Origin of the sequence: Alistipes provencensis (assembly GCF_900083545.1) — a bacterium.
Classification (GTDB): Bacteria; Bacteroidota; Bacteroidia; order Bacteroidales; family Rikenellaceae; genus Alistipes; species Alistipes provencensis.
On the sequence record NZ_LT559262.1, the window covers coordinates 2,134,932 to 2,153,432 of the forward strand.

Consider the following 18,501-nt stretch of genomic DNA (forward strand, 5'->3'; position numbering starts at 1 on the left):
GGCATGGCAACTGCCCGCGAGCAGATGGCGCAGTTCGCCGCCGGGTCGAAGGCCCTCGGCAAGCTGTGCCGCGAATACAAAAACAGGAGTGCTACCGTCCACCTCGAAGAGCTGGTCGGCGGTGCTCTTTCGTTTTATGCCGCGGCGGCTGTGGAGAAGACCGGCGGCATACATGTCTTCGTGGCCGAGGACCGCGATGCCGCGGCCTACCTGATGAACGACTTCTACAACCTGCTCGAGGAGAAGCAGGTTTATTTCTTCCCCTCGTCTTGGAAACGTTCGGCGGCCTACGGCGCCGAGGATGCGCAGGGCGTCGTGCAGCGCACGGCGACGATGAATGCCGTGCGGGGATTTGCGGGGAAAGGCTATCTGGTCGTCTGCACCTATCCGGACGCCCTCGCCGAGCGGGTCGCCGATGCCGAGACGCTCCAGAAAGGGACGATCGCCGTGCGGGTGGGCGACAAAATTTCGATCGAGGTGCTCGAGCAGGCGCTCGTCGACGCCGCTTTCACGCGGGTGGATTTCGTCTACGAACCCGGGCAGTATTCGGTGCGCGGCGGTATCGTCGACGTCTTTTCCTATTCGGAAAGCAAACCCTACCGACTGGATTTCTTCGGCGACGAGGTGGATTCGATCCGGCGGTTCAACATTTCGAGCCAGTTGTCGTCGGACAAGTTGGACCGTGTGGAGATCATCCCCGACCTGAACGTCGGGGCCCCGGCCGCGGCGAAGGTCTCCTTCGTGCGTTTTGCGGGTGCGGAGGCCGCCTACTGGTTCTACGACGCCGATTTTGTACTCCGGCGGGTCAACGACGTGCGCCGCAAGACGCTGGCGGACATGGAACATCCCGAAGAGATCGACTCGCTGCTCACGAGCCGCAACGGCCTCGTGGCCGACCTGACCGGGTGTCGCGTTTTCGCCTTGCGGGACAATCTGCCCGAACGGCCGGCGGTGGAAACGATCCGATTTTCGACAGCCCCGCAACCGAAATTCAATAAGAATTTCGAGATGCTGGCGGACGACATGATCCGCAACGCCCTGCGGGGATACGACACTTATATTTTATCGGAGAACAAGGCGCAGGTCGAGCGTCTGGAGAATATCTTCCACCAGATCGGCCGCGGACAGGCCGTCGTGCGGTCGCTGTCGACGACCCTGCACGAAGGGTTCGTGGACAACGACCTGAAGCTGTGCCTCTATACCGACCACCAGATCTTCGACCGCTACCAGCGTTACCGCATCAACGGCGAGATCCGGCGCGACGAGCAGATGACCGTCGCCGAGCTGAACCAGTTGCGTCCGGGCGACTATGTGGTGCACATCGACCACGGGGTGGGGCGTTTCGACGGGTTGGTGAAGATCGCCGCGGGCGACGGCCGCATGCAGGAGGCGATCAAGCTGGTTTACAAGGACGGCGACGTGTTGTTCGTCAACGTCCATTCGCTCCACCGCATTTCGCGCTACAAATCGGGCGACGGCGAGCCGCCGAAGGTTTACAAACTGGGCAACGGCGCTTGGCAGAAACTCAAGAACGCCACCAAGAAGGCCGTCAAGGATATTTCGCGCGAACTGATCGCCCTCTATGCCAAGCGCAAGGCTTCGAAAGGATTCGCCTTCTCGCCGGACAGCTACCTGCAGCACGAGCTGGAGGCCTCTTTCAAGTGGGAGGACACGCCCGACCAGCAGTCGGCCACGGCGGCCGTGAAGAAGGACATGGAGTCGGACCAGCCGATGGACCGGCTGGTGTGCGGCGACGTGGGCTTCGGCAAGACCGAGGTGGCGATCCGCGCGGCGTTCAAGGCCGCCGTCGACGGCAAGCAGGCCGCGGTGCTGGTGCCGACGACGATTCTCGCCCTGCAACATTACCGTTCGTTCACCGAGCGCCTGCGCAATTTCCCGGTGCGCGTGGAGTATATCAACCGCACCAAATCCACGAAGGAGGTCAACCAGATCCGCGAGGACCTCGCGGCGGGCAAGATCGACATTCTGATCGGCACCCACAAGATGCTGGGCAAGGGGATCGTCTTCCGCGATCTGGGACTGCTCATCATCGACGAGGAGCAGAAGTTCGGCGTTGCGGCCAAGGAGAAGCTCACGCAGATGAGCGTCTCGGTCGATACGCTGACGCTCACCGCCACGCCGATTCCGCGCACGCTGCAGTTTTCGCTGATGGGCTCCCGCGACCTGTCGGTCATCTCGACCCCTCCGCCCAACCGCCAGCCGATCCTCACCGAGTCGCACGTCTTTTCGGAGGAGATCATCCGCGACGCTATCGAGGCGGAGCTCGCGCGCGGCGGGCAGGTCTATTTCGTCCACAACCGCGTCGAGGACCTCGCGGCCCTGCAAGGGCTCATCACGCGCATCTGCCCGAAGGCCCGCGTGGCCGTGGGGCACGGCAAGATGCCCGCCGAGCAGTTGGAAAAACTCATCATGGACTTCATCTACGGGGAGTTCGACGTGCTGGTCTCGACGACGATCGTCGAGAACGGCATCGACATTCCCAACGCCAATACGATCATCGTCGACAACGCCCAGAACTTCGGCCTGAGCGACCTGCATCAGTTGCGCGGCCGCGTGGGACGTTCGAACCAGAAGGCTTACTGCTACCTGCTCTCGCCGCCCGACGAACTGCTGTCGTCCGACGCGCGGCGGCGTCTGCGGGCCATCGAGGAGTTTTCCGATCTGGGTTCCGGGTTCAACATCGCCATGCAGGACCTCGACATCCGCGGAGCGGGCAACCTGCTGGGGGCCGAACAGAGCGGGTTCATCGCCGACATCGGGTTCGAGACCTACCAGAAGATCATGAACGAAGCCGTCGCCGAGCTGCGCGCCGAGGGGCTGAACGTCCCGGGGCTGAGCGACGGCGAACAGGACGTGGTGGAACAGATGCATTTCATCGACGACGCGCACATCGACATCGAGGTCGAAGCGGCGCTGCCGGACGCCTATGTGGCCCAGCAGGCCGAGCGCCTGAAACTCTACCGCGAACTCGACTCGACGAAGGACGAGGAGGCTTTGCAGGCTTTCGAGAGCCGTCTGGCGGACCGTTTCGGGCCCCTGCCGCGCGCCGCGAAGGAGCTGCTCAGCGTCGTGCGCCTGCGCTGGGAGGCCATCCGTCTGGGCATGGAGCGCGTGAAGGTCAAGAACGGGCTGATGATCGTGCATTTCGTGGGCGAGGAGAATTCGCCCTATTACAAGAGCGAGACCTTCATGACGCTGTTGCAGCGGGTTACCAAACACCCCGACCGATTTGTGCTCAAACAGCACAATAATCGGCTGGCGATGACCGTTAGGAATGTCAAAGACGTCGAGGACGCATACAAAACGCTGCAGCAACTTTGAATTTGGTCGTGGACATAGGCAATACCCTTGTCAAACTCGCCGTTTTCGACGACGGGCGGCTCGTTGCACAGCATTGCGTGGAGCGGCTGCTGCCGCCGATGCTCGACGAACTGCTCGGGGGCCGCAGGGCCGCCAAGGCCGTGGTGGCCTCGACGCGCGGCGAAGCGGACGACGTGGTGGAGACGGTGCGTCCTTTTGCGGATTACCTGCTGGAGTTCACCTCGCAAACCCCCGTGCCGATAGGCAACGCCTATCATACGCCCGAGACGCTGGGCCGCGACCGGCTGGCCGCCGCCGTGGGCGCCACGGTGCTCTACCCGGGCCGCGACGTGCTGATCGTGGACTTCGGAACGGCGGTGACGATCGATTTGGTGACGGCCGACAACACCTTCCGCGGAGGCTGTATCTCGCCGGGGATGAAGACACGCTTCCGGGCGCTGCACGACTATACGGCCAAACTGCCGCTGTGCGGGCCGACCGAGGACGAACGATTGCAGGGACTCACCACCGAAGAGGCCGTCCGGCTGGGGGTGATGAACTCGCTGACCTTCGAAATAGAGGGGTATATCGCCCGGATGCGGGAAAAAATCGACGATTTATGCGTTATTTTTACCGGCGGGGATGCGAAATACTTTGCGAAAAGAATTAAAAACACGATATTTGCAAATTGTAATCTCGTCTTTTGCGGATTGGATAGAATATTAGAGTATAATGCAAGTGAAGAACACCTTGATTAAGCTGATTGTCGCGGCCGTGGCGATAGTCCCCGCTGCCGTTGCAGCCCAGACAAGCAGTATTAACGCATTCTCGCCCTATACGATGTACGGCATCGGCGAACAGAACACCCCCGGTACGCTGTCGATGCGCTCGATGGGCGGTGCGGGTGTGGCCATGCGTATGCCGGGTACGCTCAACCTGCTCAATCCCGCGGCGTACAGCGCGGCTCCGCAGAAGACCTTCCTCTTCAACTTCGGGTTGGAGGGACAGAACTACTACAACTCGCAGAAGGTGGCCGGGGAGTCCAAGCGTACGGCGTACAATACGTTCAACTTCCACGACATCGCCTTTCAGATGCCGCTGGCCAAGAAACTGGGACTGGGATTCAGCCTGACGCCTTACAGTTCGGTGGGTTACCGGACCAAGTACTACCACGAGTACGATCCGAACGACCCGGTGTACGGCAATGTGGGTAATATACAGTATAACTATCAGGGCGAGGGCGACGTGACGGAGGTGAAGCTCGGCATCGGCTGGGAGGTATTCAAGAACTTCTCGATCGGCGTGGCCGCCCAGTACTACTGGGGCGATATCGACCGCACGTTCGTGATGACCCCGACGGCGATCGTCGGCGAAGGAACCTTTACCTCGACGGTGGGGACCGACAATTACAGCATCTCGAGCATCAAGGGGCAGGTCGGCGTGCAGTGGGCCGCGATCCAGAACCGGAAGCGTATTCTGACCGTCGGAGCCGCTTATGATTTCGGCGGGGACCTGAACCCGGAGGTGACCAAACAGCTCTACATCGGCGACCTTTACAACACCATCGTCAAGGGCGATACGACGCACCTGAAACTGGTGCTGCCGAGCCAGTTGGCTGCGGGACTTACCTATCAGACCGAGAAATGGGTCATCAGCGCGGATTACGTCTACCAGAACTGGGGCGGCCGCAACAAGGGTTACGAAATGACGGGCGTGAGCGGCAAGGGCGACGAAAAGACCTCCTACAAGGTCGCGTATACCAATACGAGCACGTTCAAGGTAGGTGTGGAATACACGCCGAACCGGTATGACATACGTCATTTCCTGAAGCGCTGGTCCTACCGGGCGGGTTTCCGCTACGGCAGCTACAACCAGACCTTCAACGGCGACCGGCTTGCGCAGTACGCCGTGACGGCGGGCATCGGGATTCCGGTGAAGCTATGGGCCGTCTCCGGAATCGACGTGGGTGTCGAGTACGGCCGCCGCGGTTACAACGTGGCCGACCGGTTGGGACTGGTCCGGCAGCAGTATTTCAAATTCGCGGTGGGCTTCACGCTCTTCGCGGGTCAGGAGAACGGCGAATACTGGTTCATGCGTCCCAAATACGAATAAGACAGGCAAACAACACAAAACAAAAATTAATCTGACCGATGAAAAACGTTAAATTCCTGCTTTCTGCCGTCTGCGCGCTCTTTGCAGTCGCGGCGATGGCGCAACAAGATTTCAGCGACCCGAAGTATGCGGCTTGGGGGGATACGCCCGAGGAGCGTCAGCAGAACATTCTGAACAGTAACTTCCTCAAGGAGTCGTGCGACAACAAGGACTACAATGCCGCCGCACACTACCTCAAGGAGCTGCTCGACAAGTGCCCGAAGGCTTCGGAGAATACTTTCGTGCGCGGCACCACACTCTATAAGAACAAGATCAACCGTGCCAAGAGCCTCGATGAGAAGAACATGTACATCGACTCGCTGATGCTGATCTACGACCTGCGCAACGAGTACTTCGGCGATCATCCGAAGCGCGGCACGGCCTACATCCTCGACCGTAAGGCCCGTGAGTACCTGATCTATAAGCCTGCCGACCGCAAGGGCATCCGTGAGGCGTTCCGTGCGGCCCTCGAGGCCGGCGGCGAGAGCACCGATCCCGAGACCGTAGTGGCTTATTTCTCGAACCTCTGCGACGACTACAAGAATACCGACGAGGTGATGCCCGACGAGATTATCGCCGAGTACGACCGCCTGACGCCGTTCTTCGAGAAGAACCCCGAGGCTGCCGAGTACAAGAGCCAGTTCGACGCCGCATTCGGACTGAGCGGCGCCGCCAGTTGCGAGAACCTCGAGAAGCTCTTCCGCAGCAAGTTGGAGGCCAATCCCGATGACGAGGCGCTGCTGGCGCAGGCCGTGGGTCTGATGTCGCGTGCCAAGTGCGACGGCGACTACTACTTCTCGATCGCCGAGAAATACTATCAGGTAAAACCGTCGTCGGAGACGGCGATGTTTCTGGCTCAGGCATTCCAGAATAAGAAGGATTTCACGAAGGCCAAGACTTACCTGAACGAGGCGCTGGAGGTGGAGAAAGATCCCGCCGAGCGTCAGAAGCTGCTCGTGCGCATCGCACTGGTGGGTCTCGTGTCCAATGACATCCCGGGTGCCGCCGCCGCTGCGCGTCAGGCCCGCGACCTGAATCCCGAGGACGGTGTTCCCTACTTCGTGCTGGCACAGTGCTACGCTTCGTCGGCTGCGGCCTGCGGCGGGTTTACCGGACAGGCGACCTATTGGGCTGCTTACGACACGATGGCCAAAGCCGTCGAGCTGCTGCCGAGCGATTCGGAATACCTCGAACACGCCAAAACCTCGATGAGTGCATTCCGCAGCCGCTTCCCCAGCTCGGAGGAGTGCTTCTTCAACGAGCTTCAGGAGGGCGCACGCTACACGGTGAACTGCGGTACCGCTGCCGGTATTTCGACCACCGTGCGCACCCGCTAAGCCGTTCCAACGGGGTTTCCGATGGGAAAACGCACTGCAAGATATCTCAGGGTAGCACTCTCCGTAGCGGGGAGTGCTATCTTGCTATTCTCTTGCGGGGAGCCCGACGCGGCCGCATCGGGTTCCGCAGAGACGATGATGACCGAGTACAGCGAGAACCTCTCGGTGGTGATGTCGCAGAACGGCCGCCGTTCGTACCATTTCCTGACACCGCTGCTCGAAGGTTATTCGCAGGCCCGCGAACCCTACCGCGAATTTCGCAAGGGGGTGAAGATCACTACCTATAAGAACGATTCGCTTTCGGAGGTCGACGCCGTGCTGACGGCCAACTACGCCATCTATTACACCGACCGCGAACTGTGGGAGGCCAAGGGTAATGTCGTGGTCGAGAAATCCGACGGCAAGACGCTCTATACCCAGCAGTTGTTCTGGAATTCGCGTACCAAGAAGATTTACTCGAACGTCGATTCGAAGATCGTGCAGAACAACGGCCGCGACGTCTTTATCGGCGAGGGATTCGAATCGGACGAGGAGTTCAAGGACTGGCGTTTCCGCCGGATGAAGGGCCGGATGGAGGTCGAGATGAAGCAGGCTGCCGACTCCACGGCGACGGATTCCACGGCCGTGCGGCCTGTGCGCCCGCAGCCCGAAACCCCGGAAACCGCCGAGGCCGCCCGTACGGAGGAACCGTCCGGGGATTCCCTGAAAGTTCTCCCGGTAGCCCGGACAAAACCCCGGCCGGAAGAGGGGCAGGGCCGGAAAACCCTAAACTGAAAACGATGTTATCCACTGTCATCCTGATCGTCGTGATGCTGTTGCTGTCGGCCTTTTTCTCGGGGATGGAGATTGCCTTTACGAGCAAGAACCGCCTCAAGCTGGAGATCGACCGCAAGCAGAGCCGCGTGTTCGACCGGATCGCCGCGGTTTTCGCCCGCCATCCGGGGCAGTATATCACCACGATCCTCGTGGGCAACAACATCGCGCTGGTCGTCTATTCGCTTTCGATGTCGCTGCTCCTGCGTACCACTTACGGCGCGCTGGGGTGGGACCATCTGGCTCAAAGCGGCTCGGTGGTGGCCGATACCGCCATCTCGACCGTCATCATCATCTTCTGCGCGGAGTTCCTGCCCAAGTCGGTTTTTAAGAACAATCCCAACTTCTATTACCGCACGCTGGCGCCGGTAATCTATTTTTTCTACATTCTCCTTTATCCGATCGCGCGTTTCACGACGCTGCTTTCGCACGGCATCCTGCGCCTGATGGGTCGCCGCGTCGAGGAGAAGGACATCACGCCGAGTTTCGACCGCGAGGACCTCGCGGCGCTGCTCGACACGAACAATTCGGAGGCGCATTCCGAACCCGACAACGAACTGAAACTTTTCCAGAACGCACTGGATTTCGCCGATCTGCGGGTCCGGGACTGCATGGTCCCGCGTGTGGACATCGAGTCGGTGGATGTCGACGACACCACGATCGAACAGCTCACGGCGCGGTTCGTCGATTCGAAATATTCGCGCATCTTCGTCTGGCGCAAGTCGGTCGACAACATCATCGGTTATGTCAATTCGAAGAGCCTTTTCACACGTCCCGCGCAGATCGCCGACGTGATGATGGAGGTCAATTTCGTGCCCGAGACGATGCCCCTGCAGGCGATGCTGGAGAATTTCATCAAACACCGGTCGAACATCGCCGTCGTGATCGACGAGTTCGGCGGCACGGCCGGCGTCATCTCGCTGGAGGATGTGCTGGAGCAGATTTTCGGCGAGATCGAGGACGAACACGACATCCCGGATCTCACGGAGAAACAGGTCGGCCCCGACGAATATGTGCTTTCGTGCCGTCTGGAGGTGAAGTATCTCAATGAAAAATACAACCTTGGCATCGAGGAGAGCAAGGAGTACGACACGCTGGCCGGACTGATCATCTTCAACTACGAGGGCATCCCCACCGCCGGTGAGACGGTTTTCATCGGCGGCCTGCAACTCCGGATTCTCCGCACGACGCGTTCGCGCATCGAACTGGCGCGGGTGAAAAAATTATAGCGGCAGCCGCAGCGAGGGGCGGGTCCGGCTTGTAAACACGGCAGTGCACCGGGAGTATATTTTTATTTTTATTCTGTTATTTTTACAATTAATTTTACTACCTTTGGCTGATAATTCGAAACAAACGAATAATTAACAATTTATATGGCAAGTTTAAACACTTTACGAACCAAGTTCGGCATCGTGCTTTCGATCATTATCGCACTGGCCCTCTTGGCATTCATCCTCTCTCTGAAGACCGAAATGGGATTTTCGGGTAACGATCCCCGTGTCGGTGTGATCGACGGCAAGAAGATCAACTATTCGGAGTACTACGACCAGTACGAGCAGATCAAGCAGCAGAACAACGTGCAGGAAAGCGACGAGCAGCAGTCGGCCATGCTGGCCAATGCCGCTTGGCAGACGCTGATCGCCAAGCATGTGCTGACGCCCGGTTTCGACCGGATGGGTCTTCGCGTCACGGAGCCCGAGCGTCTGGCGATGATCAGCGGGCAGACGCCTTCGCAGGCCTTCTACAACGCCTTTGCCGATCCCCGCACGGGTCAGTACGACGTGGCTGCCATCAGCCAGTTCCTCGCTCATGCCGAGACCAATCCTCAGGCTGCGGACGCTTGGACGCAGATCAACGAGCAGGCACGTCTCGAGCGCGAAGTGCAGAAATACCTCGGTCTGGTGAAGGGCGGCGTCTACGTCAATTCGCTGGAGGTTGCCGAGGGTGTCAAGGCTGCCAACAACACCTTTGCGGGCAAATGGGCCGGCAAGAAATATTCGGCTGTTCCCGATTCGCTCTTCAAAGTGTCGTCGAGCGACCTGAAAGCCTATTACAACAGCCACAAGGACATGTTCAAGCAGACCCCGTCGCGCACGATCTCCTATGTCGTGTTCGAGGTGGCTCCCACGGACGACGACCTGCTGGCGCTTGAGAACAGCGTTGCCGAGGTCGGCCGTGGGTTTGCCGCCGCCGGGGAGGTGAAGACCTTCGTGCGCGCCAACCGCAACGGCAAGATCGCCGACAGCTTCGTTTCGGCTGCACAGCTTCCCGACGAGGAGGCCAAGGCGCTGATGGCCGGCGAGATGTACGGTCCCGTGCTGAAGAACAACGAGTGGACGATGGCCCGCGTACTCGATTCGAAAATGGCTCCCGACTCGCTGGGCATTCGCCACATCGTGCTGCCCTATACGCAGGAGGCGCTGGCCGACAGCCTGCTGACGACGTTGCGCAACGGGGCCGATTTCGCACAGACCGCCCGCAACTACTCGGTTTACGACGCTACGGCTGCCAACGGCGGCGAGGTGGGCGTGATGCCTTTCTCGGCTTTCTCGGGTGAGTTCGCCGCGGCGCTTGCCAACGCCAAGAAGGGCGACATCGTGAAGATCGCCGCCGGCGACGCCATCCAGCTCATGCAGGTATACCGCGCCGACAAACCTTCGAAGCACATTCAGGTAGCGACGATCACCTATCCCGTGGAGGCTTCGGCCGCTACGCGCCGCGACATTCACAATCAGGCCGGTTCCTTCATGGTGACCGCCAAGGGCGGTTCGTCGAGCGCTTTCGCCGACGCCGCTTCGACGGCTGCCGTGACGCCCCGCGTGGCGGGTATCGCTCAGGGCGACCGCACGATCCGCGGTCTGGACGATTCGCGCGAGGTGGCCCGCTGGGCTTACGGTGCGGAGAAGGGCGATGTTTCGGATATCTTCAACGTAGGCAAGGACTATGTGATCGCCATGTTGACCGAGATCGACGACAACGAGTACGCTCCGCTGGAGAAAGTTTCGGCTCAGGTTCGTTCGCAGGTGCTCCGCGACAAGAAGTACGATTATATCGTCAAGGACCTTTCGGGTGCGACGCTCGCCGAGCAGGCTGCAAGCCTCGGTTCGGAGGTGGAGGATTTCTCGGATGTGACGTTCGGTGCGTTCTATGTCAACGGCGTGGGTGTCGAGCCCCGTCTGGTCGGTGCCATCGCATCGGCTGAGAAGGGTGCGCTGTCCGCTCCCGTGAAAGGCATGTCGGGAGTCTATGTCTTCGAGGTCGAGGATGTCCAGACCGCCGACAAGCAGAATTCCGAAGGCGAAAAGGTACGCGCACAGGCCATGGCCGAGGGTATGGCCCAGCAGTTCTCGATTCCGGCGCTTCAGCAGATGGCCAAGATTCAGGATTTGCGAGGCCGTTACTTCTAAATTTTCGATGATTGCGGCGCATCTGCCGCACATCGCTCAAATCCCCGAACGGGACGTACTTCAGTACTACCCGTCCGGGGATTTTTCACGATGCACGACATCTGCACCGCACTGATCGAAAATTTGCGGGTAATTTCTTGTGTAATCCGGCGTTCTTTTTGTTATTTAAGGTGTCGTAACACACTTTCAGGAGCCGGAAGGCCGTGCTGAACAGGATGACCCGGGTTTGGCAGTTGTCCGGTTATTTATTATCTTTGTGTTAAGATAAAATATTCGCCATGAACAACTTCATCTACCACAATCCCACCAAATTGGTTTTCGGCAAGGGCCAGATCGCCCGCCTGCCGAAACTCATTCCCGCCGATAAGCGCATCATGATTACTTTCGGCGGCGGCAGCGTCAAAAGCAACGGCGTCTACGATCAGGTCGTCCGGGCGCTCGAGGGACGCGATTTCGTCGAGTTCTGGGGTATCGAACCGAACCCCTCGGTCGAGACCCTGCGCAAGGCCATTGCGCTGGGCAAGGAGCAGAAGGTCGATTTTCTGCTGGCCGTGGGCGGCGGTTCGGTGATCGACGGCACGAAACTCATCGCCGCGGGACTGCTCTACGACGGCGATGCATGGGAGATCGTGCTCCGGGGCCGTGCCGAGAAGACCGTGCCTTTGGCAACTGTGCTGACCATCTCGGCGACGGGTTCCGAGATGAACTCCGGAGCTGTGATTTCGCGCTATGAGACCAAGGAAAAATATCCTTTCTCGGGCAACTATCCGCTCTTCTCGATCCTCGATCCCGAGGTGCTCTATTCGCTTCCCAAGCGGCAGGTCGCCTGCGGGCTTTCGGATACTTTCGTGCATGTGCTGGAGCAGTATCTCACCACGCCCGGGCAGTCGCGCCTGATGGACCGCTGGGCCGAGGGTATCCTGCACACCGTGTCCGAGATCGCGCCCAAGGCATTGGCCGACGAGCGTGATTACGACGTGATGTCGGAGTACATGCTCTCGGCGACGCTGGCGCTGAACGATATGATCCGCATGGGCGTCCGGGAGGACTGGGCGACGCACATGATCGGCCACGAAATCACGGCGCTGCACGGGCTGACGCACGGCGCGACGCTGGCCATCGTCATCAACGGTACGCTGCGCGTGCTGCGGGAGCAGAAGCGCGGCAAACTGCTGCAATACGGCGAGCGTATCTGGGGCATCACCGGAGGTACGGAGGAGGAGCGCATCGACCGCACGATCGCGGCTAACGAGGCGTTTTTCCGTTCGCTGGGGCTCTCGACGCGGCTCTCGGAGGAGGGCATCGGCGAGCAGACCATTGCCGAGGTCGAGCGGCGCTTCAACGCCGGGGGCTGGAACTACGGCGAGGAGGGGAATGTCGACGGCGCCATGGCCCGCCGGATTCTCGAAGCCTGCCTTTGACGCTGGTATATTGCATAAGAAAATCCCCGCAGCAATGAAAGTTGCGGGGATTCTTTATGTGGAGCGGGCTATTTGTCGACGCCGAATGTCGAGACGGTCAGGCTGCCCGGAGCATCGACCGTGATGCCGTATTCGCCCACCTGAACGCCCTTGAGGATAATCAGGTAGGAGCTGTTTCCGAACCGGCGTGATGTGAACGGCTGGCGTTCCAGCGTGTTGGTCTGCCGGTCGCCGAAGGTTCCGACCGAGGCGTATTCGGCGATCCGCATCTTCTTTTTGACCTTGAACCGGAAGACGCTGATGGACGACATCGGGTCGAGCCGGTTGTCCGGAACCCGGATGATGAAGGCGATGCCGTCGTTTTTCTTGAACCGGACGAACGCCCGCGGTCCGTTGAGCGTCATTTCGTCGATATGGTCTTTGCCGATGCCGAACAATTTTTGTCCGGTGGAGGCGCGGTGGCGGGGCGCCAAGCTCTCCTGAACGAGCTGTTCGGTCGTGTTGTCGGTGCGGATGGCCAGACACTGGCCGATGAATTCGGGCTCGGGGAACTCCGGAGCCTGCGCATGGAGCGCTGTTCCGGTACAGCAGGCCGCGAGGAGCGTGATGAGAAACTTTTTCATGATTGGATAAATTGACGCAACAAGATATAACAAATCGTCCCGCCGGGCAAATTTAAGGCGGAAAAAATCCGGATATTTCCACGAAAAACCCCGCAGACCTTTCGGCCGCGGGGCTTTTGTCATTCGGTATAGACCGTTTATTCGATGGCGAAGGTCGAGACGATGGTCCCTTTTTCGTCGAGACTGTTCGGGTTGCTGACCGTGATGCCGTATTCCCCGGCAGGCTTGTCGATCAGCGTCAGCAGGTAGGATTTCTCGCCGTATTTCTCGGCCGAGAAGCGCAGCCGTTCCAGTTTGTTGGATTTCACGCTGCCGAACGAGCTGACCGAGGACAATTCGGCAAGCCGTTTCTTCTTGTTGGTCTCGAACCGGAAAACGTTGATGATCGAGATCGGGTCGGTGGCGTTGTCCACGGCCTTGACGATGAACTGGATGTCGTTGTCGCCCTTGAGGCGCACGGCCGCTTCGGGGGTGTCGATGATGAGCTTCGTCTTGGCCTTGCCGATGCCGAAGATCTGGGCGCTGGCATTCGCCCGTGTGCGGAGCAGGACGGTCTCTTTCTCGAGTTTGGACGTGTTGCCGTCGGGCAGGATGGTGACGACCTCACCGATGAAATCGGGTTCGGCGATCTGGGGCGTTTGTGCGAAAGCACCGCCGAGGAACAGCCCGAGGAGGGCTGTGCAGAAAAGTTTCTTCATAGTCTGAATCGTAAAAAGGCGTTTAGTCGCACAAATATAGACATTGCCTGCTTTTACAACAACTTTTCCGACAATTTTTCGGACCGAACATACAAAAAATCCTCCCGGCCAAAAGCCGGGAGGATTCGATAGTGTGATTGCTGCCGGGATTTACTCGGCGAGCAGGATCTCGAGGATCTTGATGGCTGCCGTGGCGATCGGCGTGCCGGGGCCGAAGATGGCGGCGGCGCCGTCGCGGTACAGTTCGTCGTAGTCCTGATGGGGGATCACACCGCCCACGATGACGATGATGTCCTCGCGGCCGAGTTTCTTCAGTTCGGCGATGATCTGCGGCACAAGCGTCAGGTGGCCGGCGGCCAGCGACGATACGCCGACTACATGCACGTCGTTCTCGACGGCCTGCTTGGCGGCCTCCTCGGGGGTCTGGAACAGCGGGCCCATGTCGACGTCGAAGCCGATGTCGGCGTAACCCGTGGCTACGACCTTGGCACCGCGGTCGTGTCCGTCCTGACCGAGCTTGGCGATCATCACGCGCGGCTGACGGCCCTCTTTCTTGGCGAATTCGGCGCACAGTTCCTTGGCGCGCTCGAAGGATTTGTCGTTTTTCACTTCTGAAGAGTATACACCTGAAATGGAACGGATAACTGCTTTGTAGCGGCCTACGACGACTTCGCAGGCGTCGGAGATCTCACCCAGCGATGCGCGGACCTTCGCAGCCTCGACGGCCAGCTCCAGCAGGTTGCCCTGCTTGGTCTTCACGCACTCGGTGATGGCGGCCAGCGCCTTCTGTACGGCTGCCTCGTCGCGGTTGGCGCGCAGCTCCTTCAGACGCTTGATCTGGCTCTCGCGCACGGCCGTGTTGTCCACGGCGAGGATGTCGATCGGGGCCTCCTTTTCCAGACGGTATTCGTTGATGCCGATGATCTTCTCCTCGCCGGAGTCGATACGGGCCTGCTTGCGGGCCGAAGCCTCCTCGATACGCATCTTCGGAATGCCGGTCTCGATGGCCTTGGCCATGCCGCCCAGCTTCTCGACCTCCTCGATGCGCTCCCAAGCCTTGTGCGCGATCTCGTTGGTCAGCGTCTCCACATAGTAGGAACCTGCCCACGGGTCGACCTCGCGGCAGATGTTGGTCTCCTCCTGAATGTAGATCTGCGTGTTACGCGCAATACGCGCCGAGAAGTCCGTCGGCAGGGCGATGGCCTCGTCCAGCGCATTGGTGTGCAGCGACTGGGTGTGTCCCAAAGCGGCGCCCATGGCTTCGATGGTCGTGCGGGCCACGTTGTTGAACGGGTCCTGCTCGGTGAGCGACCAACCCGAGGTCTGCGAGTGGGTGCGCAGGGCCAGCGACTTGGGGTTCTTGGGATCGAACTGCTTCACGATCTTGGCCCACAGCATACGCGCGGCGCGCATCTTGGCGATCTCCATGAAGTGGTTCATGCCGATGGCCCAGAAGAACGACAGGCGCGGTGCGAACGTGTCGACCGACATGCCTGCGTTGACGCCTGCACGGAGGTACTCCAGACCGTCGGCCAGCGTGTAGGCCAGCTCGATGTCGGCCGTGGCGCCCGCCTCCTGCATGTGGTAACCCGAGATCGAGATCGAGTTGAACTTGGGCATGTTCTTTGACGTGTATTCGAAAATATCGGCGATGATGCGCATCGAGAACTCGGGCGGATAAATATAGGTGTTGCGCACCATGAACTCCTTGAGGATGTCGTTCTGAATCGTACCGGCCAACTGGTCGAGCGTGCAGCCCTGCTCCAGACCCGTGACGATGTAGAATGCCAGCACGGGCAGCACGGCGCCGTTCATGGTCATCGACACCGACATCCGGTCGAGCGGAATGCCGTCGAAGAGCACCTTCATGTCCTCCACCGAGCAGATCGACACGCCGGCCTTGCCCACGTCGCCCACCACGCGCGGGTGGTCGGCGTCGTAGCCGCGGTGCGTGGCCAAGTCAAAGGCCACCGACAGACCCTTCTGTCCGGCCGCGAGGTTGCGGCGGTAGAAGGCGTTGGATTCGGCGGCCGTCGAGAATCCGGCGTACTGACGCACCGTCCACGGACGCATCACATACATCGTCGAGTAGGGACCGCGCAGGAACGGGGCGATGCCTGCCGCATAGTTCAGGTGCTCCATGCCCTCGAGGTCTTCGGCCGTGTAGACGCCCTTGACGGGTATCTGTTCGGCCGTCAGCCACGGCTCTACCTGTCCGCAGCCTTTCGAGGCGCAGCAGCTTTTCTGCCCGCCTCCGTCATATTTCAGTTCTGAAAATTTAGCTCTCATAGTAATAATGCGAAAGATTGGTGCTTAGATTCCCATCTCTTTAAGGTAGAACTTCAGTGTTTCGAGGACGTTCGACTTCACGTTGATGAAGTTCGTGATGCCCTGTGCCTCCAGTTCGGGTGCGCAGGCGGGGGCTCCGGCGACCACGAGGATCGCTTTGCCGCCGAGCAGCTCCTTGACTTTCGGTGCGGCCTCGGCGTAGTCGTCGTCGGCGGCGCATACCACCACGATCTCGGCTTTCGACTCGAGGGCGGCTTTCACTCCCTCCTCGATCGACTTGAAGAACGTGTTGTCCTGCACGCGGATACCGGCGCAGCCGAAGAAATTGCACGAGAACTGGGCGCGGGCGCGGGCCATGGCCAGACTTCCGCAGGTGAGCATGAACGCCTTGGGCTGACGGCCCGAGCGGTCGACATGGAGACGCATCTCCTCGAAGGCCATGGCGCCGCGGTAGGGCACCAGCGTGTTGCCCTCGGCCGGCTTGCGCGTCACGGCATCGGCGGTGATGGCTTTGTCGGCGACCTCCGTGAAGTTGGGATACTGGTTGGCGCCGAGCAGCGTCTGGCGGCGCGTGGCGATGGCCTTGTCCTTGGCGGCGGCCGAAGCGGCGATGCGCTCCTTGATGAAGCCGGCCTTGTAAGCCGCAGTGTAGCCGCCCTTCTCCTCGATCTCGAGGAAGAGCTTCCACGCCTCGGCGGCGATCGACTGCGTGAGGTTCTCGATGTAATACGAACCGCCGGCGGGGTCTACCACCTGATCGAAGTGCGACTCGTTCTTGAGCAGCAGCTCGACGTTGCGGGCGATGCGCTTCGAGAACTCCGTGGGATCTTCGAAAGCGGCGTCGAACGGCGTCACCTCCAGCGAGTGTACGCCGGCGATGGTGGCCGACATGGCTTCGGTGGTGCCGCGGAGCATATTTACATAGGGATCGTAAACAGTCTGGTTCCAGTCCGCGGTGCGGGCGTGGATCATCATCTTGCAGGCGCAGTTCTTCGCGGGGTTGTACTCCTTGACGATGTTGGCCCAGAGCATGCGCGCCGCGCGGAACTTGGCGATCTCCATGAAGTAGTTCGAGGTCACCGAGAACGAGAAGCGCAGTTTGCGGGCTGCCGTGTCGGCATCGATGCCGGCGTCGGTCAGGCGCGCGAGGTAGTCGTTACCGGCCGCGAGGGCGAATGCCAGCTCCTCGACGATGGTCGATCCGGCGTTCGAGAAGATGCCGGCCGAGACGGTCACGATGCGGATGTGCTTGTACTCGCGGGTGCGCTCGATCAGCTCGGCGATCTTGGCGAAGCACTTTTCGCCGTCGGGCGAGCAGAAGTCGCCCTTCTGCGAGAGGCCCTTCACGAGCGGGTCGATCACGAACGCCACATGTGCGTCGGCGGCGATGCCCTCCCTTTCGAGTTTGGCGATCACCAGATCGGCCATGTTGGCCGTCTTCATGCCGCAGAAAGTGATCTCGACGGCCGGGATTTCGATCCCTGCGAGCAACTGGTCGATGTCACCGGCCATGAAGCCCTCTTTGGCGATGCAGAAGCCGAGCGAGTCGACGCCCGAGTTGAGGAGTTGCAGCGCCTCGGCGTTAGCCTTCTTGGGGAACTGCACCTCGATGGTCTGATGCACGCGCCAGCGGTTGTGGGTACGCGTACCTCTCACGAACGGGAACTCGCCTGCCTGCGAGCCCAGAAACCGGATGCCTTCGAGGTTCTCGGCGCGGTAGTAGGGGCGGACATTGAAGCCTTCGCCCGTGCGCCACACCAGTTTGCGCTCGTAATCGGCACCTTTCAGGTCGGCTGTAATCACCTCTTCCCATTTCTCGGTCGGGACCGGCGGGAACTCGGTGAACAGCTTTTCACGTTTGGAAATTGCCATAACTATTTAGAGATTAGTATGAGTGATGTTTCTTTTTGTTTCGAAATAGCGCATAAAGGTACAAATTAATTACCGAATTGTAACAAGAAATTGTTACGAAAATAACAGTAGTCCGGGGTTTTTGTCGATTTCGCTGCCGGAGGTGTTTGCCGAAACCCGGAGCCCGAAATTTCGCCCGTTGAGGTGTTATAGTTGAAAATTGTTCTTAAATACCTCGATTTTTAAAGAAATCAAAATTCGTTGTTTTTCGGAAAGTGGCGTGAAAAATAGGGTGTTTTTCGGAAAATGACTGAAAAAATCGGGGTGTTGTCGGAAAAATAGCCTTATTTTTCGGAAAAATGCTGAAAAAATCAACTGTTTTTCGAAAAAATAGTGATTTTGTAAAAACAACGTAACGATAATATTCGTACATTTGTCACCAGAACAGAAAACATGCCGTCGCGGGGAAGTGATCCCAAGGTTAGTTAGGTCGGTGGACCCTGCCGGGAGGCAGTCATCCGCTTGAATTTTAGGTTAGGTTTTAGTTTGCAATTGTCAGGACCTTCCCCGCGCGGTTTTTTCGAACCCCA

Annotated in this window: 12 protein-coding genes; 8 read left to right on the forward strand and 4 right to left on the reverse strand. The window is 59.4% G+C overall.

Features of this window, described 5'->3' with window-relative positions; all coding sequences use genetic code 11:
- The first annotated feature begins 3 nt into the window (after positions 1-3).
- The 8 genes from mfd (at position 4) to BN5935_RS08465 (ending at position 12,450) form a co-directional block, all read left to right on the forward strand.
- Positions 4-3,342: a transcription-repair coupling factor gene (mfd, locus tag BN5935_RS08430; RefSeq protein ID WP_064975717.1), complete on the forward strand. Its 3,339-nt coding sequence runs from the start codon at positions 4-6 to the stop codon at positions 3,340-3,342.
- A complete protein-coding gene (locus BN5935_RS08435) occupies positions 3,339-4,079 on the forward strand; it encodes a type III pantothenate kinase (RefSeq protein ID WP_064975718.1) in 741 nt (246 codons plus the stop codon). Before mfd ends, BN5935_RS08435 begins: the two co-directional genes overlap by 4 nt.
- Entirely contained in the window at positions 4,054-5,433 is a 1,380-nt protein-coding gene (locus BN5935_RS08440; protein ID WP_204244900.1) for a BamG family beta-barrel-assembly machinery protein, read from the forward strand. The genes BN5935_RS08435 and BN5935_RS08440 overlap by 26 nt, the downstream gene beginning before the upstream one ends.
- Before the next feature lie 38 nt (positions 5,434-5,471).
- Entirely contained in the window at positions 5,472-6,809 is a 1,338-nt protein-coding gene (locus tag BN5935_RS08445; RefSeq protein ID WP_204244901.1) for a tetratricopeptide repeat protein, read from the forward strand.
- Positions 6,810-6,830: 21 nt separating this feature from the next.
- Positions 6,831-7,583, forward strand: a complete 753-nt coding sequence (lptC, locus tag BN5935_RS08450; protein WP_082944068.1) for an LPS export ABC transporter periplasmic protein LptC — start codon at positions 6,831-6,833, stop codon at positions 7,581-7,583.
- Between the two features lie 5 nt (positions 7,584-7,588).
- Positions 7,589-8,851: a hemolysin family protein gene (locus tag BN5935_RS08455; protein ID WP_064975720.1), complete on the forward strand. Its 1,263-nt coding sequence runs from the start codon at positions 7,589-7,591 to the stop codon at positions 8,849-8,851.
- Positions 8,852-8,995: 144 nt separating this feature from the next.
- A complete protein-coding gene (locus BN5935_RS08460) occupies positions 8,996-11,029 on the forward strand; it encodes a peptidylprolyl isomerase (protein ID WP_064975721.1) in 2,034 nt (677 codons plus the stop codon).
- A 278-nt stretch (positions 11,030-11,307) separates the two neighbouring features.
- Positions 11,308-12,450, forward strand: coding sequence for an iron-containing alcohol dehydrogenase (locus tag BN5935_RS08465; RefSeq protein ID WP_064975722.1), 1,143 nt, complete (start codon positions 11,308-11,310; stop codon positions 12,448-12,450).
- Positions 12,451-12,518: 68 nt separating this feature from the next.
- Here the strand turns inward: BN5935_RS08465 and BN5935_RS08470 are convergent, their stop codons facing one another.
- The 4 genes from BN5935_RS08470 to BN5935_RS08485 all read right to left on the reverse strand — a co-directional run bounded on the left by BN5935_RS08470 (position 12,519) and on the right by BN5935_RS08485 (position 17,932).
- Positions 12,519-13,073 carry a hypothetical protein gene (locus BN5935_RS08470; protein WP_064975723.1) on the reverse strand — a complete coding sequence of 185 codons (555 nt, stop codon included), beginning with the start codon at positions 13,071-13,073 and terminating at the stop codon, positions 12,519-12,521.
- Between the two features lie 137 nt (positions 13,074-13,210).
- A complete protein-coding gene (locus tag BN5935_RS08475; protein WP_064975724.1) occupies positions 13,211-13,771 on the reverse strand; it encodes a hypothetical protein in 561 nt (186 codons plus the stop codon).
- Between the two features lie 150 nt (positions 13,772-13,921).
- Positions 13,922-16,060 carry a methylmalonyl-CoA mutase gene (gene scpA / locus BN5935_RS08480; protein WP_064975725.1) on the reverse strand — a complete coding sequence of 713 codons (2,139 nt, stop codon included), beginning with the start codon at positions 16,058-16,060 and terminating at the stop codon, positions 13,922-13,924.
- A 24-nt stretch (positions 16,061-16,084) separates the two neighbouring features.
- A complete protein-coding gene (locus tag BN5935_RS08485; protein ID WP_064975726.1) occupies positions 16,085-17,932 on the reverse strand; it encodes a methylmalonyl-CoA mutase family protein in 1,848 nt (615 codons plus the stop codon).
- Positions 17,933-18,501: the final 569 nt, after the last annotated feature.

Coding starts and splice junctions, on each gene's coding strand:
- BN5935_RS08440 (WP_204244900.1), top strand. CDS start 4,054: ATGCAAGTGAAGAACACCTTGATTAAGCTGATTGTCGCGGCCGTGGCG.
- lptC (WP_082944068.1), top strand. CDS start 6,831: ATGGGAAAACGCACTGCAAGATATCTCAGGGTAGCACTCTCCGTAGCG.
- scpA (WP_064975725.1), bottom strand. CDS start 16,060: ATGAGAGCTAAATTTTCAGAACTGAAATATGACGGAGGCGGGCAGAAA.
- BN5935_RS08460 (WP_064975721.1), top strand. CDS start 8,996: ATGGCAAGTTTAAACACTTTACGAACCAAGTTCGGCATCGTGCTTTCG.
- BN5935_RS08445 (WP_204244901.1), top strand. CDS start 5,472: ATGAAAAACGTTAAATTCCTGCTTTCTGCCGTCTGCGCGCTCTTTGCA.
- BN5935_RS08475 (WP_064975724.1), bottom strand. CDS start 13,771: ATGAAGAAACTTTTCTGCACAGCCCTCCTCGGGCTGTTCCTCGGCGGT.
- BN5935_RS08465 (WP_064975722.1), top strand. CDS start 11,308: ATGAACAACTTCATCTACCACAATCCCACCAAATTGGTTTTCGGCAAG.
- mfd (WP_064975717.1), top strand. CDS start 4: ATGGCAACTGCCCGCGAGCAGATGGCGCAGTTCGCCGCCGGGTCGAAG.
- BN5935_RS08470 (WP_064975723.1), bottom strand. CDS start 13,073: ATGAAAAAGTTTCTCATCACGCTCCTCGCGGCCTGCTGTACCGGAACA.
- BN5935_RS08485 (WP_064975726.1), bottom strand. CDS start 17,932: ATGGCAATTTCCAAACGTGAAAAGCTGTTCACCGAGTTCCCGCCGGTC.
- BN5935_RS08455 (WP_064975720.1), top strand. CDS start 7,589: ATGTTATCCACTGTCATCCTGATCGTCGTGATGCTGTTGCTGTCGGCC.